The sequence below is a fragment of the Thermogemmatispora sp. genome (assembly GCF_042408735.1).
In the GTDB taxonomy this organism is placed as follows: Bacteria; Chloroflexota; Ktedonobacteria; order Ktedonobacterales; family Ktedonobacteraceae; genus Thermogemmatispora.
Window position 1 is genome coordinate 1 of record NZ_JBHOQV010000014.1, and the last position, 21,879, is coordinate 21,879.

Consider the following 21,879-nt stretch of genomic DNA (forward strand, 5'->3'; position numbering starts at 1 on the left):
TCACCCCTACCGCCCCAGCGGGAACGGTTACCCACAAGCTGGCCTCTGGCGAGGCGGGGGTCCTGGCCCTGGGCTTGAATCCCAGTGATGGCGGCGGCAACGATCTCGGCGGTAGCCAGAGTAGCCAGTCCCAGTTGGTTCCCAATGTGCTCCTGGTCGACTTCACCAGCACATTCGGCATCAGGCAACTCCAGCGCTACCTGCTCTCTCAAGACTCCTGGGAGATTTATATCGGGAGATTCGTCAGCGCCCAGCAGGATGGCCTGTTCCTCTACGATCGTCTGAACGGCCAGGCGCGTCTGATCAGCTTCAACGCCCGCCTGCAAGTCGCCCATAACCAGGCTGTGACCGATCTGGATGGTAACTGGCAGGTCTACAGCGGCGACTTTTGTGGCCTTGGGCAGGCTCAGCTCTTGCTCTACGATCCAATCGCCGGTCAGGCCCAGCTCTTGCTGCTCAATCGCAATCTCCAGGTCCAGGCTCGCCAGAGCTACAGCCAGTGGAGCAGCGGGGGAATTCTCTACACGGGCCACTTTGGCGGTGCCGCCGAGGGCCTCATGCTCTATGACCCGCTGCGGGCTGAGAGCACCTTCATCGCCTTTGATCGTCAAGGAGAGTTGACCCATCAATATACTGTAGCAAGCTGGAATCAGGACTGGCAGGTTCTGATCGGCTCCTTCATCGACCATACGAGCTGTGGGGCAGAGGCGACCTGTGCGACTGGCGACGACATCCTGGTCCTTAATCGCCAAACGGGACGCCTCGAGCAGTATGCCTTTCACTTCCAGCCAACACTGAAGCTCTACGATAATCGCCTTCAGGCTTTTGTGCGCGAGGGGCTGGCCCAAGAGCAAGATAACTATCTCAAGATCGTCGATACCTCGACCTTCAGCTTACTGGCTATTCTGGATACGCCAGTCCACAGCGAAGAGCTTTACTAAAATAAAAAAGTACGACTGAGGAGGGAGGACGGAGGCCCGGCGGTTGCTGGGCTGACCGCCAGGCTCATGGTAGAATAATGCGCATGCGAAACGTCTTTTTGATTGGGCTGTCTGGGAGCGGCAAGACGACCGTTGGGCGCCTGCTGGCGGAGCGCTTGGGACGGCCCTTCATTGACACTGATCTGCTGGTGGAGCAAAGCTGTGGGAAGCGCATCGCCTCCATCTTCCGAGAGGAGGGAGAGGGCGCTTTCCGGGCGCGAGAGAAGCGGGCTTTACAGGAGGCCGCTGCCAGCCCTGGAGCCATTGTCGCCACTGGCGGGGGGATCGTCCTCGATGCCGACAATCGCCGCCTGCTGGCTGAGCGGGGAGTCAGAATCTTCCTGAGTGTCGAGCCAGAGACGGCTCTTGAACGCCTGCGGCAGCAGGACGTGGCGGCGCGTCAGGCTGGCCTCTCTCCCGAGATTCGTCCCCTGCTGGCCGGCGATGACCCTCTGGCGGCCCTGCGCCGTTTGCTGGCCGAGCGCCAGGCGCTCTATGCGGAGGCCGAAGCCTGTTGCTCAACCGACGGAAAAAGCCCCGAGCAGGTCGTGCGTGCGGCTTTGGCCGCTCTCATTGCTCTGGGCGCTCTCGAGGGGGAGGAAAAGCTTGAACGCCATATTCGAGCTGGAGATGGCTATGCAGCAATTGTTGATTGGGGAGGACTGGGGCGCCTGCCGTCCTATCTGGCTGACTTAAATCTCCCAAGGCGGGTTTTTCTCCTCAGCGACCAGCATGTCTACGACCTCTACGGTCCGCCTTTGCTGCGTACCCTGGAGCGCGCTGGCTGGAGCGCCAGCAGCTATGTGCTGCCGGCGGGCGAAGGCAGTAAGTCGCTGGAGCAGCTGAGCGCCATTTACGACTGGCTTGTCGAGCAGCGAGCGGAGCGTCGTGAAGCCTTGCTGGCCCTGGGTGGGGGGGTGGTCGGCGATCTGGTGGGCTTTGCTGCCGCCACCTACCTGCGGGGGGTGCCCCTGGTGCAGCTGCCAACCTCCTTACTGGCCCAGGTTGATGCGGCCATCGGCGGCAAAACGGGTATCAATCATCCGCGGGGTAAAAACCTCATTGGAGCTTTTTATCAGCCTCGCCTGGTGTTGGCCGATCCGGCGACGCTGCTGACGCTGCCGCAGCGCGAGCGCACTGAGGGCTGGGCAGAGGTTGTCAAGTATGGTATGATACTCGACACAGAACTCTTTACGTTGCTAGAAACCCATGCGGCAGCTCTGCGCGACTTCTCCCTGCCCCCGGCCTCTCTGTTGGCGCAGATCGTCGCGCGCTGTATTGCGCTCAAGGCCGCCGTGATTGAGGAAGATGAACGCGAGCAGGGGCGAAGAGCGATCCTCAACTATGGTCACACGCTCGGCCATGCCCTGGAGAATGTCGCTGGCTATGGTGAGTGGCTGCATGGGGAAGCGGTAGCGTTGGGCATGGTGGCCGCGGCTGAACTGGCCTGCCGGGCAGGCTTTCTGACTCGTGAGGAGGCCGAGCGCCAGCGCGCGCTGCTGGCCGCCCTGGGATTGCCCACTGCCTATCATGGAGAGCCGCTGGCCACGGCTCTGCTGGCAGCCATCCAGCTCGATAAGAAGGTGGCTCACAGGCAGGTGCGCTGGATTATGCCTCGTCGAATCGGCGAGGTTTTCCAGACCACTCTGCCCGATGAGCTGGTCAGCAAGGTAGTGCACTCCCTCTTTGCAGGCGAGAGTGCCACCCGCGCCGGAGGGAAGCAGGAAGAGGCATGACGCGCACAATCCTGGTGATCAATGGACCAAACTTGAATCGCCTGGGAAAACGCGAACCGGCCATCTACGGTACGGTCACTTTGCCCTGGATCATCGAGCGCTTGCGCCGCCTGGCCGCCGAGCACGCCGTCACCTTGCTAGATTTCCAGTCGAATCACGAGGGGGCGCTGATCGATTTTCTCCAGGAGCAGGGAGAGCAGGCCGCTGGCGTCATTATCAACCCGGGGGCCTTGACTCACTACTCGCTGGCCCTGCGCGATGCTCTGGCAGCTCTCACGGTTCCCGTTATCGAGGTTCACCTGAGCAATATTTACGCGCGGGAACCTTTCCGCCATCACTCGCTGACGGCGGCGGTTTGTCGGGGCCAGATCACCGGTCTCGGTTGGCGTGGCTACGAGCTGGCCCTGCGGGCCTTGCTCGAGATCATTGCCGAAGAGGACTCTCGCCTGAAAGAGGAAGATACATGAAAGAGGAGAGCATCGCTGCGGTGCGTGAGTGGCTGCGCCAGCAGGAACTCGATGCCTGTTTGATTACGCAGCCTCACAACCGCTCGTATCTTAGTGGCTGGCTGGAAGATGAGGCCGAGGCGGCCTGGCTCCTTGTCGCTCAGGAGCAGTGTCTGCTGATTACCACAACCCTCTACCGCGAGGTAGCGGAGAAAGAGGCGGTAGGCTGCCAGGTCTTGGTGCCCGAGCGGCACGACTATGCTGAAGCGGTGGCAGCTCAGGCGCGCCAGCATGGCTGGAAGCGTCTCGGCTTCGAAGCTGAGGCTCTCAGCTACAGCGCCTATGCCAGGCTTTGCCGCAATACGGAGGGATACTGTGCGCTGCAGCCGCTGGAGGCAACGATTGTCGGTCGGCTGCGCCAGGTCAAATCGGCGCAGGAGCTGGAGCGGCTGCGCAAGGCGGTGGCCATCACTGACGAGACCTTTGCCCACCTGCGGACCTGGTTGCGTCCCGGGCTGACCGAGCGAGAAGTGCAGTGGGAGATTATTCGCACGATGATCGCCCTGGGAGCAGATGGGCCGGCCTTTGCGCCGATCGTGGCGGCAGGTCCCCACGGCTCGATGCCCCATGCACGTGCCAGCGAACGCCCCATCGAGGCGGGCGAACTGATTACGATCGATATGGGGGCGCGCTATCAAGGCTACTGTGCCGATATGACGCGCACCGTCTGCCTGGGAGAACCACGCGAAGAGCGTATGCGCACCCTGTATGAGGCTGTGCTGGAGGCGATGCGTACCTGTGAGCAGGGGCTGCGCGCCGGCCTCTCCGGGCGCCAGGCCGACAGCCTGGCACGGGATGTCCTGGCGCGCTACGGACTGGCTGAATACTATATCCACAGCACTGGCCACGGGGTGGGCCTGGAGATTCACGAGGGGCCAATGCTCTCTCAGCGGGCCCCCGAAGATGCCCTCTTGCCCGCGGGCGCTGTGGTCACCGTAGAGCCAGGGGTCTACCTACCCGGCTGGAGTGGCTTGCGCATCGAGGATAGTGTCTTGGTGCTGGAAGATGGGGCGGAGGTGCTGACGCGCTCACCGCTCGATCTGATCATTCCGCAATAGGGAGTGTGTGGAGATGATTTCGACTGGCGACCTGAAGAAGGGCCTTTCTCTGGAGCTAGATGGACAGCTCTATACCATTCTCGACTGGCAACATATCAAGCTTGGGCGCGGCGGTGCAACGGTCCGCCTGAAGCTGCGCAATCTGCGCACGGGCGCCATCGTCGAGCGAACCTTTGATGCCGGCGAGAAATTTAAGCGCGTCTTCCTGGACCGGGTGCATGTGATGTACCAGTACCAGGATGGCGATCAGTACCATTTCATGGATACTACCACCTACGAGGATATCGTCCTGACCGAAGATCAGCTCGGCGAGGCCCGGCTCTATCTGACCGACAATATGGAGCTGGATATCATGATGCACGAGGGCAGACCGATCTCCGTCGAGTTGCCCGAGAAGGTAGTGCTGCGCGTCACCTATACGGAGCCGGGCGTCAAGGGCGATACGGCGACCGGCGGCTCCAAGCCGGCCACGACCGAGACGGGCCTGGTGGTGCAGGTACCGCTCTTTGTCAATATCGGCGACCTGATCCGCGTCAATACGACAACTGGTGAGTACGTTGAACGCGCCTAGCGTGCCGGCACGGGGGAGGACCAGGAGAATGGAAACCAAAGGATCACGCCGGGGGGGCAGCCGTGCCGCTCTGGAGAACGGTTCTTATAGCGCTGAAGAGCTGACGGTAGAGCAGATCAAGCGTCTGGTCCAGCTACTGGATAACAGTGATGTGAGTGAGCTGGAGCTGCGGGCCCCAACGGCGGGTCTGCGCCTGGCCCTGCGCAAGGCCCGTCTGAGCGGCGCCGATGGTCTGGCGGCAGCCGAAATGCTGGATGAAGAGGAGGCGGCCACCGAAGAGCTGCCGGCCACTCCCGCCGAGACGCGCCATACGATTGTCTCTCCCTGGGTCGGAATCTTCCACGCCTGGGCCAGGCCCAAAGATCGCCCCCTGGTCCAGGTCGGCGATCAGGTCAAAGTGGGCCAGCTTGTTGCCACCGTCGAGGCGCTCAACGTGATCAACGAGGTCGAGTCGTCGGTAGCGGGGCGCGTAGCGGAGATCCTGGTGGAGGAGGGCCAGCCGGTCGAGTATGGGCAGCCACTGATGGTAATCGATAGCGCCGGCCAGGCCTAGCTGGAGACCGGGAGGCGCCCATGCCGGCTACGTTCAGCGAGCCGCCGCTGACAGTCTCGGAGGCGGTTCACTACCTGAAGAACTTGCTGGAGCAGGATGAACTGCTGCGCAGTATCTGGGTCCAGGGAGAAATCTCGGACTATAAGGTTCATCTTGCTTCCGGCCATTGCTATTTCACCCTCAAGGACGAGACCGCCCAGCTGCTATGCGTCTTTTTCAAGCATGCCCGCCAGCGGGCTGGCCTGCCTGAGCTGCGCAATGGTATGGCCGTGCTGGCCGCCGGCTACGTCTCGTTCTATGAACAACATGGGCGCCTTCAGCTCTATGTCGAGTACGTCGAGCCTCTGGGAGAGGGCGCCCTCTATCGCCGCTTCGAGCAGCTCAAGGAGCGACTGGCCGCCGAGGGCCTCTTTGCCGAGGCTCGCAAGCGTCCTCTGCCCACGGCTCCGGCAGTCATCGGCGTGGTGACTTCCCTTCAGGCGGCGGCCCTGCGGGACATGCTGCGCGTTCTGAGAACGCGCTACCCTCTGGCGGAGGTGCTGATCGCCCCGGCCCTCGTTCAGGGAGAAGAGGCTCCGGCGTCGATCGCTGCCGCCCTCGATCTGTTGAACGAGCACGGCGAAGCAGAGGTGATTATTGTGGCACGCGGCGGCGGCTCGCGCGAAGAGCTGTGGGCCTTCAACGATGAGCTGGTAGCGCGCGCTATCGCACGCTCGCGCATCCCTGTCATTAGCGGCGTCGGCCATGAGACCGATGTGACCATCGCTGATCTGGTGGCCGACTATCGCGCTTCTACACCAACTGCTGCTGCAACTGCCGCCGTGCCCGATGTGGCTGGCTGGCGCCAGGACCTGCTTGAGTGGCAGCGACGCCTGCAGGCGGCTATCCTGGCCTATCTGGCCGGACAACGCGAGCGCTTGCAGCGCGCCGAGCGCGACCTCCGACGCGCCAGCCCTCAGGGTCAGTTGGATCAACGACGCCAACAGCTCGATGATCTTAGTGACCGCCTGCTGGTTGGGATGCAGACCCTTCTCGCCCTGCAGCACGAACGTCTCCTCGGGATGACACGCCATCTGCGAACACTCTCTCCTTTGGAGACGCTTGCTCGTGGGTACGCCATTGTCCGCCGCGCTGAGGATCAGGCCCTGGTGACCGCCGTCGAGCAGGTTCAGCCCGGAGACCGCTTGTTGCTCCAGCTCGCCAATGGCTCCGTGACCGTTCAGGTGCTCCCCTAGGTGCGTCGCCCCTGCCGCACGACCTGGCTTGAGCTAACCTGCACTCTCGGCCTGCTCCCTCTGGCCTCCGGCTCCCGCTCCGGCCTCCTCGCCCGCGGCAGCCAGCGCCCAAACCCAGCCGCTCTGATCGCTGACGAGGAAACCGGCAGACCAATAAACAAACAGACGGACCCTGTCTTTGTTGCAGGCTCACCTGAGAGACTAGTGGGATGGCGTCTACTATGGAAGAATTGACCTTTGAGGAAGCATTTCAGCAGCTAGAGGAGACCGTTCTTACCTTGCAAAACGGGCAAATACCGTTAGAAAAAGCTATTGAGTATTTTGAACGAGGAATGCGTCTGGTGCATTACTGCAACGATCTCTTAGCGCGGGCTGAGCTGCGGGTCAGGCAACTGACCGTTGACGGCGAGGGTGTACCGATGGTGCAGCCGCTGGAGCTGAGCCAGCTCGCCGAAGAGATCGAGTAGGAGGCAAGGCGCGAGCAGTTGCAGGTATCGATGGCATCGTTGCTAGAGAATCGTGCCTTGTTGGCGGCCCTGCTGGCCTGGGCCCTGGCCCAGATAAGTAAGACCCTCATAGAGGTAGTTACCCAGCGCCGTCTGAATCTGCGCCGGCTGGTTTCTGCCGGGGGGATGCCCAGTGCTCACTCGGCTCTCGTCATGGGGCTGGCCACGGCGGTAGGTCGTCTGGCGGGTCTCTCCTCGATCAGCTTCGCCATCAGCATCGTGCTGGCGGGGGTCGTTATGTACGATGCGGCAGGTGTGAGGCGCGCTGTCAGCATTCAAGCGCGCATGTTGAACCAGATGCTGGAGGAGGCTTTTAAGGGTCATCCCATAGGGGAGCAGCGTCTGCGCGAGCTGATTGGCCATACTCCGGTACAGGTATTGGTTGGGGGCCTGTTAGGCATTGCCATTGGCTTGCTGGTGACGGCCTGAGCCTCAGTTAAGGGCTGACTCTCTTCGGCCTCTCGGCAAGGCTTCCGGTCCTTCTTGAAGCGAAAGAAGAAGCGCGAGCGCTACGGCAGATCAAGAGACGGAATCTCACGAGGAGCGCGGTAATGGAGCATACAGGAGCGAAAGCTGTCTTTATCCATCCGACGGCAGAGGTCTCGCCGGAGGCCCGCATCGGCGCGGGTACGCGCATCTGGGGCTTGGCCCAGGTACGTGAGGGGGCAGTGATTGGAGAAGAGTGCATTCTGGGAAGAGGCGTCTATATCGATGCACGGGTACGCATCGGAGCCAGGGTGAAGATCCAAAACTATGTCTCGGTCTTTGAGGGAGTGACTATCGAGGACGGGGTCTTTATCGGCCCGCATGTCTGCTTTACCAACGATCTGCTGCCGCGGGCCATTACGCCCGATGGACGCCTCAAAGGAGCCGAGGACTGGCAGATCACCCCGACCGTGGTGCGCTATGGGGCCTCGCTGGGAGCGCGGACGGTGGTCGTCTGTGGGGTGACCATTGGCGAGTTTGCCCTGGTGGGGGCTGGTTCGGTCGTCACGCGCGATGTTCCACCTCACGCTCTGGTCTACGGCAATCCAGCGCGCCTACAAGGCTACGTCTGTCGCTGTGCGCGGCGGTTAAGCGAGCTGCGTGAGGAGCAAGGACAGCTCGCCGGTTGGTGTTCGGCCTGTCAGCGCCTTTGCCTGCTGCCTGCTCACCCCGAAGGGTGGAGGTGAACAGGGAGAGGCAACGGGGTAGTGCGCTGCGCTTCCCTGCTCACCCCGCAAGGTCAAGTGGCAGCCGTGGACGTCACGGCGCCGGGGGAAGGGGGGGATAGTAGTGGGGGTCCTGGCTAAAGTCAAAGACCTCGTAGAGGTCGCCGATCTGGGCCAGCCCGTCGCGCGGCGGGGCCGGTGGTCCCGCGCTGCGTCCGGCGGCAGCCTCATTGTTAGCTGTCGGCGTCTCTTGATCGAATTGGTGGTTGAGGCTGGCCAGCGAGGGTAGCCCGAAGGTCCGCTCGATGAATTTGAGCACGGAGCTGTGTTCGTAGAGCTGACCGGCGACATAGCCGCGCTTCACCCAGGGCGAGACGATGAGAGTGGGAACGCGCATGCCGAGGCCGTAGGCGTCCAACTGCGGCGGCGCGACGTGATCGAAGTAGCCGCCGTTCTCGTCATAGGTCAGGATGAAAGCCGCCTTGTTCCAATAGCGCGAGGCGATGAGCGCATTGATGACCTCGGCAACCTTTTTCTCTCCGGTGCGCACGTTGCTGGGAGGGTGCTCGCTGACCTCGCTGCTGGTGATGAGAAAGACGACATGGGGCAGGGTCCCATTGGCTAGAGCCTGATAGTAGTCGTCCTCGCTCCCGTAGAGCCGGGCATCCTTGATCCAGCGTTTGAAATAGGCCAGGCCGTTGAAACCGTTGGGGTTGCCGACGTGTTGCCGGCTGTGACTGTTGAGGTTATAGCTCTGCCAGCTAATCCCGTGCTGGTCGAGCAGATCGGCGATGGTTGGCCAGTCGAGCGAGCCTGGTGCGGGGCGATTGTTGGTGATGCCCCCGCTGGTCCCACTCCAGAGGGCCAGGCGGTTCGGAAGGGTTGGCCCAAGCTGGTAGCAGAAGTAGTTGCCGCAGAGGGTGAAGGCATCGGCCAGCGCATAGTAGTAGGGCAGGTCGCTGCGTGTATAGTAACCGAGGGCTTCCAGTCCGTCGGTGGTGACGAAGCCGTCCATCCTGCCACCGTTCCACTCGGCGTGGAGAGCCTGCCAGCTATGGGGAATGTCGCGGTTGGTGTAGCTGCTGAAGTGGTAGGGCTTGACGGCTGGCTTGCCTGCTCCGCCGGGCTGGCTGTAGTTGGCCGGTACGGCGAAGCGCCCAGCTCGCTCGTAGTAGCCAAAATAGGTATCAAAGGAGCGGTTTTCCTGGCAGAGGACCAGAATATGTTTAAGCGGGTTCTCCGCCGGCCCCGGGGCCGACGCAGCGGCTAGCGCTCGTTCCCCGACGGTCAGGGCCGCCGTCCCCAGACCCGCGCTGGCACCCAGGCCGAGGGAGAGCGCTCCAAGCCGCTTGAGGGCCTGGCGCCTGCTCTGGCGGCGGAGGAATTGCTGTGAAAAGTTCATGTAGCCTCCTTTGCTCTACTAAACCATCCTGTTGTTATTATAGCGGTATGAGTAGCAAAAGTGAACACAATGTCTGTGAATATAAGGGGAGAAAGGTGGGAAGTGGTACTGACGGGCAGAAGCGCGCATCGCTTGACCAGTAGTCCAGTATACGTTAGAATAGGTCTGGCACTCGGCAACCTTGTAATCGCCGCCGCTGCCTTGCCTGCCCTGGTGGGGTGAAGGGGGGAGGAAATGAGTGCAGGCCGGGAGGCGCCGCATCGGAGAAGAGGAGTGAAGGGGTGGGCCTGCTCGGCTGGTGGGCTGGCTCGCCTTGTCGGTGCGTTAGCTGAGCCGGACTGCGCGGTGGCCATGCGCTTACTGCGGATCATCCTGCAAAGGTGGGCATGGCGGCTCTGGGCACTCGGAGGTCGGTCGGGGTCAGGAAGGCGCTGGGACGAGAGCCGCTGGTTGGCAATGGTGAGGAGAGGGGACAGGTGGACGGACGGGGAAGGAAGGATGGGAGCAAATGGGTGAGTGACCCGCACGTGGCCCTATCTCACGGTCACGGGGACAGCACCCGAACACTGATGGTGGCCTGTCCATCGTTAGGGCAGTTTCGGAGAACGGCGTTGTACTATGTCTTCCTCCAATGCACAGTGGCAGGGCTCGCTAGCTGACCTGCCCAGTATTATCAGCAGTATTAAGCGCCTGCGCGCCTTTGGGCGACTGACCGTGCGGAACAATACGCGCCTGGGGCTGGCTCATCTCTATTTCCGCAATGGCAGGCTGGTACATGTGATTGGGACGCGCGGCGCGGTCGATGCTGTACTGGCGGACTTGCAGAGCTGGACTCGTGCAACGCTGCGCTTTGAGCGTGGCGTCACGGTCCAGAGTGAGAATGTGACGCCTGCCCACGAGCAGCGCTTTGAGCGCTGGCTCTCGCTCCTGCAGGCGCGTTATGGCTCTGGGACGGGGCCGCGTCCAGGGTCGGCTCCGTCTACGCCGCCGCCTGCAGCCCAGCCGCGCCCGCAGATCGTCGAGGGCCAGGTGGTGGCCCGTACCAAGGTCAATCAGCTGATCTCGCCCTGGGAGTGGCAGTTGCTGGTTGAGGCCACCAGGCGGGTCTCGCTGGCCGTGGCCCAACTGGTCGGACCCAAGGAGGCTATGAACGTTCTGCGCGACATCATCGACGATTGTTCTGCCGCTTTCCCGGCCTTCTCTGGCCTGAGAATCTCCCCCAACGGCTACCTCTACGTGACAGATAAGTCCCACCTTGACCGAATGCCGCGCGAAGACTTGCTCGAGGGATTCTCAGCCCTGATCGCCATCTGTCAGTATTTCTGCTCCCCCATTGTCGGCGAGGTGGAGGCCCACAAGCTGATTATTCGCGCCCTGGGGGACATCGCGCCGGCCCTCGTGAGCCTGGGAGTTTTTCAGGTTGATAACCGCCTGCTCCTTAACGGCGGCTGAGCCAGGTCAGGGAGGGGAGCAAGCAAGCCACGCCGCCGCGCGGTCCCGCGCGGTCCCGCTTCGTGGGCGGCCAAAGAAAGCCCCTCTGACCTGCTCTGGCCCGGCGGCGTGGCGCTTGTTGCTCTCTTCCCTTCTTCCGCGCCTTCCCTGTCTGTTCTAGCCGAGCGAGCTGCCCTGGAGCCGCTCGGGATGCTTCTTTTGCCAGTAGCGCATATAGCCCTGGACCGTCATAGGGTAGTTGGTAGCGAGGTCGTAGCGCTTGATGGCCTGAGGGTCGCGCGCAACCCGTTCCAGCTCGGGCTGGGTTTCGGCGATGAGGCGGGCGCGGATCTCGTCTTCGCTTTGTCCCTGGCGCATGGCCTGCAGCACGATCTCGCCCCAGGCGATGAGGCGCTCGCGCAGGCTGGCGATGTGGCGTGTGACGTCGCGCGTTGGTCCAAAATGTCCCAGGTAGAGGACGTCTGGCCGCAGCCGACTGATGCGGCTCAGGCTCTCTGACCAGGCTTCCAGATCGAGATCGGGCGGTGGCGTGGGTGGACGCACGTAATCGACGTCCTGGAGGCGCACACCAGCGGCATCGCCGGCGAAGAGTTCCCCGGAGTGGACATCGAAGAAAACGATGTGATGAACGGCATGCCCCGGGGTATAGTGAACCTCTAACCGGCGCCCGGCCAGGGTGAGCACGTTGCCGTCTTCAAGGGGATGGACGCGCTCGGCGGGTACGGCTTCCACCTCGCCCCACAGGGTGTGCATCTGCTCGCCATAGATGCGGCTGGCGCTGGCGATGACTTTCGATGGGTCGATCAGGTGTGGGGCACCGCGGCTATGAACGTAGATCTGGGCTTGTGGCAGTAGGCGAGCCAGGGTACCCGTGGCCCCGGCATGGTCCAGGTGGATATGGGTGAGCAGAATATGGGTAATGGTAGCGGGATCAAAGCCTGCCTCTCGCAATTCGCTCAGCAGAGCTGAAACGGTGCTGGTAGGTCCTGGATCGATGAGGGCCGTCTGGCGCTCATCCGTGATGAGGTAGGTGCCAATGACCCCATGTTCGCCGAGGAAGGGCAGAGAGATCTGCCATGTCCCCGGCTTTTCTTTCCGTAGGCGGATAACAGGTTGAAAGTTTGCAGACACGTAATACACCTCTCTCGTGCCGCGCCGCGACACTGGCGCTATCCTGCGGCAGCAAGCTGGCTTAGCTCGTCTTTTCCACTGGCCCGGCCTGGCCCGGCTCGGCGGGCGGGAGTGTTGGCTGGCTAGAGCTTCTTGACCGAGATCGCCTTGGCCTGCGTAAAGAGCAGGAGGTAGTCGCGGCCCCCGGCTTTGGAGTCCGTGCCTGACATGTTGAAGCCCCCGAAGGGGTGCACGCCGACCAGGGCCCCTGTGCACTTGCGATTAAAGTAGAGATTGCCGACGTGGAACTCCTCTTTGGCTCGCTGGATGCGTTCCGCGTCGCGCGTGTAGACGGAGCCTGTGAGGCCGTACTCGGTATCGTTAGCGATGTGTAGGGCCTCGTCGAAGTCCCTGGCCCGGATGAAGGCCAGCACCGGCCCGAAGATCTCTTCCTGGGCAATGCGGGCGTGGGGATCGACGTCGGCGAAGATGGTCGGCTCGATAAAGTAGCCCGGGCCGCGATGGCCTCCTCCCAGCACGAGGCGTCCCTCGCCTTTGCCGACCTCTATATAGTCGGTGATCTTTTTGAAGGCGTTGGCGTCGATCACTGGCCCCATGAACGTCTCGGGTCGGGTGACATCGCCGACACTGAGCTGCCTGGCCTTCTCTATTACTTTCTGCAGGACCTGGTCGTAGACGCTCTCAACGATGATGGCCCGCGAGCAGGCCGAGCATTTCTGGCCCTGGAAGCCGAAGGCGGAGACAACGATGCCGGTAGCGGCGGCCTCCAAATCGGCTGTCTCGTCGACGACGATGGCGTCTTTGCCGCCCATCTCCAGAATAGTGCGCTTGATCCAGCGCTGGCCGGGCTGGGTCTTAGCCGCCAGCTCATTGATGCGCAGGCCGACCTCGCGCGAGCCGGTGAAGGCGATGAAGCGCGTCAGGGGGTGGGAGACCAGGGCATCGCCGATGCTGGAGCCAGCGCCGGTCAGGAAGTTGACGACCCCTGCCGGCAGGCCGATCTCTTCAAGGATGTGCATGAACTGTGCTGCAATGGCAGGCGAGGCACTCGATGGCTTGAGTACGACGGTATTGCCCGCCACAAAGGAGGCGCTGGTCATGCCAACCATGATGGCACCGGGAAAGTTCCAGGGCGGAATGACAGCGCCGACGCCCAGGGGGATATAGACCAGCTCGTTGTCTTCGTCGGGAATATGGACCAGCGGCTGCTCTTCGGCCAGGCGCAGCATCTCTCGGGCGTAGAACTCCAGAAAGTCGATGGCTTCGGCGGTGTCGGCATCGGCCTCGGTCCAGCTCTTGGCCACCTCGTAGATCATCCAGGCGTTGAAGAGGAAGCGGCGCTCGCGCAGGCGGTCAGCGGCGGCGAAAAGATAGTTGGCGCGTTCGTGGGCCGGTACACGCTTCCACCGCTCAAACGCCTCGGCGGCGGCTCGTACAGCCTGGTCGACCTGGTCTAAGGTGGCACGCGAGAAATAGCCGACGACCTGGTCGGGCTGGGCCGGATTGACGGAGGCGAAGGTCTCGGCGTTCTGGATGTGTTGGCCGGCGATGATCAGCGGATAGGTGCGGCCTAGCTCGCTGCGCACCTGGGCCAGGGCCTCTTCCTGGGCCTGACGATTCTCGGGCCGCGAGAAGTCTGTGAGCGGCTCATTTCTAAAGGGGGTCCGCGCACGCTCTAGAACGTGCTCTGCGGTTATTGCCATAGGTGGTCACACTCCTTCGTGTTCTCAACGGGTACTTTCCCCTTTATTGTATCCCACACAGCGCCTCGCCCGGTAGGGAAGGAAGGGTACGGCTCTGCCAACAGGCTGGCTGACAAGCCTGGGCGGGACCAGGCGACTCAGCAGAGAAGGAGATCGCTGGCGATGGCTATGAGCATGGTGCCCAGGCAGAGCAGAGCGACGCCGGGCCAGCCGCCGTGCACAAGGGCGACGCCGGGCAGCACAGCCCCCAGACTGCCGCCGAAATAGTAGCAGGAGAGGTAGAGGGAAGCCGCCGTCCCTTTGGCTTTGTGGGCCTGCTCGCCGAGGTAGAGGTTGACGGCGGGAATGGTGCAGAACATACCCAGTGCCAGCAGGCCAAGACCGACAATGACCAGTGGGAGCAGGGGAATGAGCGTCACCAGCAGGCCGCCGCCCGCAACGCTCATGCTGACAGCAATAGCCCGCCGCGAGCCAACACGCTCCGCCAGGCTACCGGCGATGGGCGAGCAGAGGCCGGTCAGCCAGAGCAGGTAGACCAGGCCAAGCTGAACCGTTGAGAGACCGAAGTGTGGTCCGCTAAGATAGTAGGGTAAATAGGTGAAAGTGCCAACAAAGCCGAAGAAAAGGGTAAATCCGATGATAAAGGCTCCTACAAGATGCCGATTGTGCAGGTGCTGCCAGATATCGCTGAGGGACTGGCGCAGAACGTTGGTGCCAGGCTGGTCGCCGTCCCCTACGATCGTGGCCCGCTGGCTTCCGCTCAGGAAGCGGGCGCGCCCTGCGACCTGGCTCTGGCTGTCCGGTAGGAAGCGCCACATTGCAAGAGAGGCGATCAGCGTCGGCAGGCTGAAGGAGAAAAGCGCCACCTGCCAGTTCAGGGCGGCAGTCAGGGCGGCGCTGCCCAGGCGGGCAAAGAGACCTCCTAGCGTCTGCCCACTGACGTAGACGCCCATTGCGAGGCCGCGCTCGCGCCCTCTGAACTCGTCGTTGACGTAGGAGATGGCCACGCTGGTCAATCCCGGCATGAGCAGACCCTGTAGGGCACGCAGGCAGAGCAGGATGGTAAAATTAGGCGCAAAGGCGCATAGCAACGTGGGTAGGGTAATCAGCAGGCTGCTGCCTACCATGACGATTTTGCGCCCAATGCGGTCGGAGAGTGGCCCGTAGAAAAGGGAGCCGATGGCTACCGCCAGCACGATAACGGAAATGGTCAGGCCCGCTGTGGGCGCATCCACTTTGAAGGCCCGACTGAGCACGGGCAGGATGGCCTGCGTCGTGTACATGTTCGCAAAGACAAAGGCGGGACCCAGAAAAAGGGCAACTAATGCTCCGATGCGGATGCCTTGCTGCTCCGGGTGTGAGGAGAGGGAAGTCGTGCCAGACATGAACGGGAAGACCTTTCCAGACGCAAGAGACTGCCAGAAAAGAGATGGATATTTCTATTATAGCCTCGTGAGGGCTATTCGACCAACCGGGCTTGATCGGAGACGCTGGTCCGCGCCGCCATCCGCCGGGCCCGGCTGCTCTTGCCATTGGCGACTATGATAGGAAAAGCGAGGGAACCGAATGGATATCTATCGCGCCCTGGAACTGGATGTGCCGATTCTCCATCTCTGTGTCCGCTTGCTGGCTCGGGACGCAGAGAGTGAGTTGCTGCCCTGGCTGGCTGCGCTCCGTGAACGCTGCGCTGCGCTGGCTGCGCGCTTGCAGGAGTGGACCGAGGAGCGCTGTGGGCGCTATGCGGAAGAGGCGGCGCTGCGTCTCCAGCGCCGGGACCTGCTTGCCACCACGGCTCAGCCAGCCCAGGTCGCGGCAGCTTTGCTGCCGGAGCTGCGTCACTTTGCCCGGCGCCTGGGATCGGCTGACCTCTTTGCTCTGGATGGGCCGGCCCTGGTTGCCTCGGCTGTCCCCGAGCTGAAACCGGCCCTGGCCGCCAGTGACCTGGCAGCAGCCCTGAGGAGGGCCAGGGGTAGGCTGGAGCGCTGGCGGGACCGGCGGCCTGAGCTGCAGCTCTATGAGCTGTGGTTTCTCTTGCGCGGCGCCTTCACCTTCGATCTGCTCAATCAGTTCATCGCTGATTGGCCGCCCTCGCTGCGCGGCGATCTCTCGCCCGGGGAAGAGCAAGAGTCCCTGATCACTTCCGGCGCCTCTCCTGTGGCGGACGGCGCCCTTCTCTATCACCTGGTCTATCAGCTCGGCGATGATCTGCTCGCCGGCGCGGCCCCAGAGCTGGGAACGCAGACCCTTGCCCTCTTCTTCTCCACTCACGAAGTTTCTTATAGTACAGTAAAGTATGAGGTGATGGCCCTGCTGGAGCAGCTTGCTGAGCAGCCTTTCCTGAGTCATGCCTCCTTCTGGCAGCGTGATCCCTGGCCTGGCGAGGGGGAGGCAGCTTTTCTGCTCCGCCTGCGCCTGCCGGCTGGAGAGGTGCCGCTCCTGCAGATGGCAGAGGCTCTGACGGCGGCCAGCCCGGTCGGACGTCAGTGGCTGCTCCGTCAGGGCCTCCTCTTCACGGGGCGGCGCCTGCTCTAGGGGGGATGACCGCTCTGGCCAATGAGCGACCCAGCCGGCTGGCCAATGGCGCCCGCCTTCTGTCCTGGTGCTTGTCTGACCCGGCTCGACAGCCCTGTTGCAAAGGGCTATACTGGGGATCGCCCGAAGAATTGTTGAGAGTACAAGAGGAGGGTGTAACATGGCGCAAACGCGCGAAGAGTTTCCCATTGAAAAACAACTGCGTAAAGATATTCAGGATGCTCAGCGGGCGCGGGATCAGCTCAAGATCGACACCCTGCGCATGGCGCTGGGAGCCATTCACAATCTAGAAGTTGCCCGTACCGATCGCAAGCATCCCGAATATGGCAAGCCGCTGACTGAGGCTGACTGCTATCAGGTCTTGGAGCGCGAGGTCAAGATGCGCGATCAGGCGATCCCGCTCTATGAGAAGGGGGGGCGTAGCGATCTCGTAGAGAAGGCTCAGCGCGAGAAATCTATTCTGCAAGCCTATCTGCAGGCGGCCCAGCTCAGCGATGACGAGATTCGCGCCGTGGTGGCGCGCCTGATTGAGGAGCAGGGGCGCGACTTCCGCAAAGTTATGCCACTGGCGGCCCGCGAGCTGAAGGGGAAAGCCGCCGGTGCCAGGGTCCAGCAGATAGTGAAGGAGATGACGGCCTGAGCCGGCGCGCTACCTGCGGAGAAGCAAGACGGGCGAGGAGGCGGGCCGGTGCAGATCAGAAGATGGCCAGATCTGTCTGTCTCCTCGCCTGGTCAGAGGGGCGGGCTGAGGGTATAATGCTTCCGTGTGGAGGAAAGCGGGCCAGGCCCACGGGTCGGTCTCTGGCAGAAGGAGAAGGCTCCTGGAGATCTTCGTCGTCGTTCTGTTTGACGCATGCTGCATGCTGGGAGCGTGACGAGGCGATGAGAATCTACAATACACTCACGCGACGCATTGAGGAGATTGTGCCCATAGAGCCAGGCAAGATCAAAATGTACTCCTGCGGTCCGACTGTCTACCGCTATATCCACATCGGGAATCTGCGTACCTTCACGATGGCCGACTGGCTGCGCCGTACCCTGGAGTACCTTGGCTTCGAGGTCTTCCATGTCAAAAATATCACCGATGTCGGACATATGCGCCATGAGCTATTGGACCGCGGTGAGGACAAAATTCAGGCCCAGGCTCGCAAGGAAGGTAAGACCTCTGCCGAGATCGCGCGCTTTTATACCGAGGCTTTTCATCGCGACGAGGCCAGGCTCAATATCCTGCCCGCCCATGTCTTCCCGCGGGCCAGCGAGCACATTCCTGAGATGATCCAGATCATCCAGGAGTTGCTACGCAAGGGCTTTGCCTACGAGGTTCGTGGCTACGTCTACTTTGACATTCAGCGCTTCGCCGGCTACGGCAAGCTCTCGCGTAACCTGCTGGAATATATGCAGATTGGCATTCATGAGGGCAGCGACGCCGACCGGCGCCATCCCGAGGATTTCCCGCTGTGGAAGCCTGCCGAGCCGGGACGCGATATGGCCTGGGAAAGCCCCTGGGGGCGTGGCTTCCCCGGCTGGCACATTGAATGCTCGGCGATGGCCATGAAGTATCTGGGGCCTCATTTTGATATCCATACTGGGGGAGTCGACAATATCTTTCCCCATCATGAGGATGAAATTGCCCAGAGTGAAGCCTATAGCGGTCAGCCTTTCGTGAACTACTGGGTCCATGCCCAGCATCTGCTGGCCGATGGCCAAAAGATGGCCAAATCGGTCAGCAACGACTACACCTGTGCCGAGATCGAAGCGCGCGGCTTCGATCCTCTGGCCCTGCGCTATCTCTACACGACCGCTCTCTACCGTAGTCGCCTCAACTTCACCTTCCGCGCCCTGGAAGCGGCCCAGGTCGCCCTCGAGCGTCTGCGTGAGCGCGCTTACGATCTCTGGCGGCGGGCCGATCAGGAGCGCGCCCTCAGGCCGCCTGAGGATGAGCGGCAGCCGTGGCGCCTGGCCTTCCGCCGTGAGCTGGAAAACGATCTGAATGTTCCGCGAGCGATGGCGGTGCTCTTCGCCATGCTGCGCGCCCCCGAGCTGGATGCCACCACCAAGCTGCAGCTCTTGCTCGACTTTGACCGTGTGCTTGGCTTCGATCTCAGATCCTATCTACTCAGCGAGCAGCCTCGTCAGCGTCGTACGCCGCAACGCTCACAGCAGACCTTGCCGGCTGATCTGGCAACGGTGGTGCGGGAGCGAGAGGTTTTGCGCCAGCAGGGCAACTACGAGCGTGCCGATGCCTTGCGGCTCCACTTGCTCCAGCGGGGCTGGAAAGTGGGCGATCTGCCAGGGGGGACGCTGCTCCGCCCTCGGCGCCTCAGCGAGGAATTCGCGCTGCTCTCCCGCTGGCAGGACTCCCCCGATGCCACGCAGCAACCCGCACGCTATGCCTTCTCGCTCAATTTACTGGCGCGCAATAACCGCGCCGACCTTGAGCGCTGCCTCGGCAGTCTCTGTCGCCAGGCCAACGGGCGCAATCTGGAAGTAGTCATCATCGAGAACGGTTCCACCGATGACACGCTCCCCTATCTGCGGGAGCTGGCCAGGAGCGCCGAGCTGATCGGGGCTAACGGCGAGCGCCTCGCCCTGCGCGTCCTCTTCGCCGATCATAACCTGGGCTTCGCTGCCGGACGCAACGCAACCATGCGGGCCAGCCAGGGAGCGATCGTCGTCTGGCTGGATACCTCGGTTGAGCTGAGCGGCGATATCTGGACGCCTCTGGAGCAAACGCTGGCCGATCCGCAGGTGGGGGTAACCGGCCCCTTCGGCCTGGTCACTGAAGACCTGCGCGAGTTCCGCGAAGCAAGCGGCCCCGAGGTAGATGCTATTGAAGGCTACCTCTTTGCCTTCCGCCGCGCCCTGCTCAACGAGGTCGGCTGGCTCAACGAAAAGTTCCGTTTTTATCGCCTGGCCGATGTTCACTACAGCTTTTTCTTCAAAGCTGCCGGCTATCGGGTTGTGGTCTGTCCCGAGGTGGCGGCCCGCCTTATCAGGCATCCTCACCGTGAATGGTACAGTCTGACGGAGGAAGAGCGACGGACGAAGAGCAAAAAGAATTACGATGTCTTTCGCGCGCGCTGGCACCACGGGCAGAGCCTGCTGGTGGCCTACTCGAACCCAACTCAGCGCTGGTATGGGCACGACCATCCCTATCATCTCGATGGCAGCCATACCCATGCGCCCACAGAGCTACCGCCACCGGGGGTTATGCATAGCCACGAGCATCGGCACTGGCCCGACCATGCCCACTGTCATCCTCATTTCCATGCCGCTCAGGCGCTCTGAGCGGAGAGACTTCTCAGAGGTGAGAGAGGAGCGAGTGAGAGCGAATCGCGTGAGGCAGGTGGTCTCGCCCGGCTCGCCCGGTTCCGGCTACCGGAGTCCTGGAGACCCCCGCTGGGCCCGGCCGCTGCTTATACCCAGTGCCATCCAGGTCCAGGCCCTGAAAGCCAGGATGGTCTCTGCTCAGGCCGGCGGACCTGCTCGGGGTGGCGAGCACCCGCTAACGCTAAGAAGAGAGGAGGCGGCCTTCGGAAGGGGCCTCCCTCGGCTCCGTTCGCCTGATCGCGCCTGGGCCGGTGCGCGGCCCCTCTAACATGTGGTGTAAGCACGAGAGAGAACGTTGGCGGAAGCGAGCAGGCCCACCTACGACCCCGCCAAGAGCCTGTGTGCTAAGGAGAAGATCCCGTGGAGAGAATCATCGAGATCCCACTCTTCCCGCTGCAACTAGTCCTCTTCCCGACCGCAGTAGTACCACTCCATATCTTTGAGCGGCGCTATCGCCTGATGATCGCTCATTGTCTTGAAGCAAAGGCCCCCTTTGGCATCGTCCTGATGCGTCCTGAGAGCCACCATCTTCAGGAAATACCCTACAGCGTAGGTACGCTGGCCGAGATTCAGCAGATCGAGCGCCTGGAAGATGGACGCTACAATCTCATCGCTGTTGGTAGTGAGCGCTTTCGCATTCGCGAGCTGAGGCATCAGCGACCCTATCTTTCGGGCCTGGTTGAGCTGTATCGGGATGCGCGCGAGCCAGCTCACCTGCTGAAGCCCTACGCCGAGCGCGCCCTCGATCTCTTCAGCGGCTATCTAGAAATTCTGCTGGAGGCCCGTAGCCGGCAGGAGATCAAAGAGCATCTTCCGAGCGATCCAGAGGAGCTTTCCTATCTCATTGCCTATCTGCTTGATATGCAGGATGAAGAGAAACAGCGCCTGCTGGAGCTGACCTCGACCCGGCAGCGTCTGGCCGAAGAAAACGAGATTCTGAGGCGCGAGGTTCCTTTCGCCCAGCAAGTGCTGCAACGGAACGTCCATTTGCAGACTCATCCGGACCGCAGCTTCTTGAACTAGCGTGGTGGAGAGGAGGAAGAGGTGTGCCCGTTGGTAGGCGGCAGCGTTAGCTGGATCAGCCCCTGTTCCTGCAAGCGCTGGAGCGAGGCATAGACCTCGGCGGGAGTGCGCCGGGTCAGCTGGGCCAGATCGGCGAGCGTCCGCCGGCCATTGATGAGGAGAAAGACAATACGATCGTAGCGGGGAACGGCGGTGGCCGCATACTCCTTGCCGAGAGTGGTCAGGCTAGGGACGACAGTCTCAGGTGGGAGTGGGCCGAGTGGCTGAGCCGGCTTGACGGCTGGCAGCACGAGCGAGTCGCCGAAGCGCGGAGTCAGGCGACCGTTTTGAGGGTGTCCCTGGCCCTGGGTCTGGACGTGGCCAGGACGCAGACCCTGGCCATGAGGCTGGGCAGGTGGATGGCTCGCGCCGCCGCTGTTGCCTGCGCCCGCGTTGTTGCTGCCGCCGCGCGGCCCTTGCAGCGAGATCGTTTGTCGGCCACTGCTCCGGCCTCCAACAGCAGGCAGAGGCCCGCTCTGGAGCGAGAGAGGTGGCCAGGTCGTTCTTCTCCCTCCCTCTCCGGCGGCCCCTTCCTGTGGCTCCGGCTGGCCAGGGGCGGGAAGCTGCAGAAGCGGCTCAGCGGATTGAAATGTAAAACGAATTTCACCCCATGAATTCAGCCAGGCCAGCACGGCCTCACTGGCTTCCTGCTGCTGGCGGTTCCAGACAACCAGCGTTGGTTGGCCCCGCTCAACCGTGATATAAACCTCATCGGGCGGCGCGCCCCGTGCTCGTTGAATGGTTAGCAGACCGCTGGGCCGGTAGATCCTGAGCTGCTTGAGCACCTCCGCAAGGGAAGGCGCGGAGAAAACCGGTCTGGAAGGCATACGGCCACCTCACTGAGCTCTGGTGCAGGCCCCCTGCTCTCGTCCTTAAAAAGGAACACGAACTGTTCGTTGTCTCTGGAATTGTACGTATCCTGGTGTCCGCTGTCAAGTCCGCAGAGCAGCCTTCTTCACGAGCAAGCCGCT

General features: G+C 62.2%; 20 protein-coding genes. 15 read left to right on the forward strand and 5 right to left on the reverse strand.

Going from position 1 to position 21,879, the window contains the following annotated elements:
* The 10 genes from ACFMO7_RS00860 to ACFMO7_RS00905 form a co-directional block, all read left to right on the forward strand.
* Positions 1-941, forward strand: a 941-nt coding sequence (locus ACFMO7_RS00860) for a hypothetical protein (RefSeq protein WP_376793648.1), incomplete at its 5' end; no start/stop codon positions are given.
* Between the two features lie 83 nt (positions 942-1,024).
* A complete protein-coding gene (gene aroB, locus ACFMO7_RS00865; protein ID WP_376793649.1) occupies positions 1,025-2,716 on the forward strand; it encodes a 3-dehydroquinate synthase in 1,692 nt (563 codons plus the stop codon).
* On the forward strand, positions 2,713-3,183 hold the full coding sequence (gene aroQ / locus ACFMO7_RS00870; protein WP_376793650.1) for a type II 3-dehydroquinate dehydratase: 471 nt from the start codon (positions 2,713-2,715) through the stop codon (positions 3,181-3,183). Before aroB ends, aroQ begins: the two co-directional genes overlap by 4 nt.
* Positions 3,180-4,280 (forward strand): M24 family metallopeptidase, encoded by a 1,101-nt coding sequence (locus tag ACFMO7_RS00875; RefSeq protein WP_376793651.1) that lies wholly within the window; start codon positions 3,180-3,182, stop codon positions 4,278-4,280. The genes aroQ and ACFMO7_RS00875 overlap by 4 nt, the downstream gene beginning before the upstream one ends.
* 13 nt (positions 4,281-4,293) lie before the next feature.
* A complete protein-coding gene (gene efp / locus ACFMO7_RS00880) occupies positions 4,294-4,851 on the forward strand; it encodes an elongation factor P (RefSeq protein ID WP_376793652.1) in 558 nt (185 codons plus the stop codon).
* A gap of 28 nt (positions 4,852-4,879) precedes the next feature.
* Positions 4,880-5,404, forward strand: coding sequence for an acetyl-CoA carboxylase biotin carboxyl carrier protein (locus tag ACFMO7_RS00885; RefSeq protein WP_376793653.1), 525 nt, complete (start codon positions 4,880-4,882; stop codon positions 5,402-5,404).
* 20 nt (positions 5,405-5,424) lie between these two features.
* The gene (xseA, locus tag ACFMO7_RS00890; RefSeq protein ID WP_376793654.1) at positions 5,425-6,639 is read left to right on the forward strand and encodes an exodeoxyribonuclease VII large subunit; all 1,215 of its coding nucleotides are present in this window, start codon (positions 5,425-5,427) and stop codon (positions 6,637-6,639) included.
* Positions 6,640-6,860: 221 nt separating this feature from the next.
* Positions 6,861-7,106, forward strand: coding sequence for an exodeoxyribonuclease VII small subunit (gene xseB / locus ACFMO7_RS00895; RefSeq protein WP_376793655.1), 246 nt, complete (start codon positions 6,861-6,863; stop codon positions 7,104-7,106).
* A 30-nt stretch (positions 7,107-7,136) separates the two neighbouring features.
* The gene (locus tag ACFMO7_RS00900; protein ID WP_376793656.1) at positions 7,137-7,574 is read left to right on the forward strand and encodes a divergent PAP2 family protein; all 438 of its coding nucleotides are present in this window, start codon (positions 7,137-7,139) and stop codon (positions 7,572-7,574) included.
* A gap of 122 nt (positions 7,575-7,696) precedes the next feature.
* A complete protein-coding gene (locus tag ACFMO7_RS00905) occupies positions 7,697-8,317 on the forward strand; it encodes an acyltransferase (protein WP_376793657.1) in 621 nt (206 codons plus the stop codon).
* Positions 8,318-8,390: 73 nt separating this feature from the next.
* On the opposite strand, the gene ACFMO7_RS00910 is transcribed toward ACFMO7_RS00905, so the two are convergent.
* Positions 8,391-9,698 (reverse strand): phospholipase C, encoded by a 1,308-nt coding sequence (locus ACFMO7_RS00910; protein WP_376793658.1) that lies wholly within the window; start codon positions 9,696-9,698, stop codon positions 8,391-8,393.
* A gap of 618 nt (positions 9,699-10,316) precedes the next feature.
* Here ACFMO7_RS00910 and ACFMO7_RS00915 point away from each other — a divergent pair.
* Positions 10,317-11,150, forward strand: coding sequence for a DUF4388 domain-containing protein (locus ACFMO7_RS00915; RefSeq protein ID WP_376793659.1), 834 nt, complete (start codon positions 10,317-10,319; stop codon positions 11,148-11,150).
* 156 nt (positions 11,151-11,306) lie between these two features.
* On the opposite strand, the gene ACFMO7_RS00920 is transcribed toward ACFMO7_RS00915, so the two are convergent.
* The 3 genes from ACFMO7_RS00920 to ACFMO7_RS00930 all read right to left on the reverse strand — a co-directional run bounded on the left by ACFMO7_RS00920 (position 11,307) and on the right by ACFMO7_RS00930 (position 15,369).
* On the reverse strand, positions 11,307-12,281 hold the full coding sequence (locus tag ACFMO7_RS00920) for an MBL fold metallo-hydrolase (protein WP_376793660.1): 975 nt from the start codon (positions 12,279-12,281) through the stop codon (positions 11,307-11,309).
* Positions 12,282-12,403: 122 nt separating this feature from the next.
* Positions 12,404-13,984 carry an L-glutamate gamma-semialdehyde dehydrogenase gene (pruA, locus tag ACFMO7_RS00925; protein WP_376793661.1) on the reverse strand — a complete coding sequence of 527 codons (1,581 nt, stop codon included), beginning with the start codon at positions 13,982-13,984 and terminating at the stop codon, positions 12,404-12,406.
* Positions 13,985-14,121: 137 nt separating this feature from the next.
* Entirely contained in the window at positions 14,122-15,369 is a 1,248-nt protein-coding gene (locus ACFMO7_RS00930) for an MFS transporter (protein WP_376793662.1), read from the reverse strand.
* 181 nt (positions 15,370-15,550) lie between these two features.
* Between ACFMO7_RS00930 and ACFMO7_RS00935 the strand changes: the two genes are divergently transcribed.
* The 4 genes from ACFMO7_RS00935 to ACFMO7_RS00950 all read left to right on the forward strand — a co-directional run bounded on the left by ACFMO7_RS00935 (position 15,551) and on the right by ACFMO7_RS00950 (position 20,869).
* Positions 15,551-16,516 (forward strand): hypothetical protein, encoded by a 966-nt coding sequence (locus ACFMO7_RS00935; protein ID WP_376793663.1) that lies wholly within the window; start codon positions 15,551-15,553, stop codon positions 16,514-16,516.
* A gap of 160 nt (positions 16,517-16,676) precedes the next feature.
* A complete protein-coding gene (locus ACFMO7_RS00940; protein ID WP_376793664.1) occupies positions 16,677-17,156 on the forward strand; it encodes a GatB/YqeY domain-containing protein in 480 nt (159 codons plus the stop codon).
* 242 nt (positions 17,157-17,398) lie between these two features.
* Entirely contained in the window at positions 17,399-19,804 is a 2,406-nt protein-coding gene (gene cysS, locus ACFMO7_RS00945; RefSeq protein WP_376793665.1) for a cysteine--tRNA ligase, read from the forward strand.
* A 402-nt stretch (positions 19,805-20,206) separates the two neighbouring features.
* Positions 20,207-20,869, forward strand: coding sequence for an LON peptidase substrate-binding domain-containing protein (locus ACFMO7_RS00950; RefSeq protein ID WP_376793666.1), 663 nt, complete (start codon positions 20,207-20,209; stop codon positions 20,867-20,869).
* Here ACFMO7_RS00950 and ACFMO7_RS00955 read toward each other — a convergent pair.
* Complete coding sequence (locus tag ACFMO7_RS00955; RefSeq protein ID WP_376793667.1) at positions 20,866-21,735, reverse strand: hypothetical protein; 870 nt, start codon at positions 21,733-21,735, stop codon at positions 20,866-20,868. The genes ACFMO7_RS00950 and ACFMO7_RS00955 overlap by 4 nt on opposite strands.
* Positions 21,736-21,879 lie beyond the last annotated feature (144 nt).

Bases quoted from the DNA above. Each gene is read 5' to 3' on its own strand.
- ACFMO7_RS00930 (WP_376793662.1), bottom strand. From the start codon at position 15,369: ATGTCTGGCACGACTTCCCTCTCCTCACACCCGGAGCAGCAAGGCATC.
- ACFMO7_RS00940 (WP_376793664.1), top strand. From the start codon at position 16,677: ATGGCGCAAACGCGCGAAGAGTTTCCCATTGAAAAACAACTGCGTAAA.
- ACFMO7_RS00900 (WP_376793656.1), top strand. From the start codon at position 7,137: ATGGCATCGTTGCTAGAGAATCGTGCCTTGTTGGCGGCCCTGCTGGCC.
- ACFMO7_RS00910 (WP_376793658.1), bottom strand. From the start codon at position 9,698: ATGAACTTTTCACAGCAATTCCTCCGCCGCCAGAGCAGGCGCCAGGCC.
- ACFMO7_RS00915 (WP_376793659.1), top strand. From the start codon at position 10,317: ATGTCTTCCTCCAATGCACAGTGGCAGGGCTCGCTAGCTGACCTGCCC.
- cysS (WP_376793665.1), top strand. From the start codon at position 17,399: ATGAGAATCTACAATACACTCACGCGACGCATTGAGGAGATTGTGCCC.
- ACFMO7_RS00955 (WP_376793667.1), bottom strand. From the start codon at position 21,735: ATGCCTTCCAGACCGGTTTTCTCCGCGCCTTCCCTTGCGGAGGTGCTC.
- ACFMO7_RS00885 (WP_376793653.1), top strand. From the start codon at position 4,880: ATGGAAACCAAAGGATCACGCCGGGGGGGCAGCCGTGCCGCTCTGGAG.
- xseB (WP_376793655.1), top strand. From the start codon at position 6,861: ATGGAAGAATTGACCTTTGAGGAAGCATTTCAGCAGCTAGAGGAGACC.
- efp (WP_376793652.1), top strand. From the start codon at position 4,294: ATGATTTCGACTGGCGACCTGAAGAAGGGCCTTTCTCTGGAGCTAGAT.
- pruA (WP_376793661.1), bottom strand. From the start codon at position 13,984: ATGGCAATAACCGCAGAGCACGTTCTAGAGCGTGCGCGGACCCCCTTT.
- aroQ (WP_376793650.1), top strand. From the start codon at position 2,713: ATGACGCGCACAATCCTGGTGATCAATGGACCAAACTTGAATCGCCTG.
- ACFMO7_RS00875 (WP_376793651.1), top strand. From the start codon at position 3,180: ATGAAAGAGGAGAGCATCGCTGCGGTGCGTGAGTGGCTGCGCCAGCAG.
- ACFMO7_RS00935 (WP_376793663.1), top strand. From the start codon at position 15,551: ATGGATATCTATCGCGCCCTGGAACTGGATGTGCCGATTCTCCATCTC.
- xseA (WP_376793654.1), top strand. From the start codon at position 5,425: ATGCCGGCTACGTTCAGCGAGCCGCCGCTGACAGTCTCGGAGGCGGTT.
- ACFMO7_RS00905 (WP_376793657.1), top strand. From the start codon at position 7,697: ATGGAGCATACAGGAGCGAAAGCTGTCTTTATCCATCCGACGGCAGAG.
- aroB (WP_376793649.1), top strand. From the start codon at position 1,025: ATGCGAAACGTCTTTTTGATTGGGCTGTCTGGGAGCGGCAAGACGACC.